Consider the following 410-nt stretch of genomic DNA (forward strand, 5'->3'; position numbering starts at 1 on the left):
GGGTTTAATTTTAAACATCTGCTGATACAAAGTGATGCAGAAACAAGATGTCAGGCAAAAACACTTTCTGGCATAAACAAAAATCCGACCACAATCCCCATTTCCATAACAACAAAAAATAACGTACAAAGGCCGTCCTCCCTTTGATGGGAGAAACGGCCTTTTACAATTCAAGTAGAGTTCTTCTAAAAATTATATGTGATTCCGGCAGATATAAAGCGTGGCAAACCGGCTCTTATCCCTTGTGGTCTGCGAGTTACAATATATCGCTCATTGGTAATATTTTTGATGGTAAAACTAAATCCGAGTCCCGACGCTGTATGGTTGTACCAGGCGTTTAAGTTGGTGATAAAATAGGCATCCAGTTTACCAATTCGCCCGTTGGTATTGGCCTGGGCATAACGATAGTC

The 410-nt window shown here is 40.7% G+C and carries 1 protein-coding gene; it reads right to left on the bottom strand.

Going from position 1 to position 410, the window contains the following annotated elements; translation table 11 throughout:
• Positions 1–185 precede the first annotated feature (185 nt).
• A partial coding sequence (locus C6366_RS21285; protein WP_233248597.1) for a hypothetical protein occupies positions 186–410 on the bottom strand: 225 nt, incomplete at its 5' end.

This window comes from Desulfonatronum sp. SC1 (assembly GCF_003046795.1).
Classification (GTDB): Bacteria; Desulfobacterota; Desulfovibrionia; order Desulfovibrionales; family Desulfonatronaceae; genus Desulfonatronum.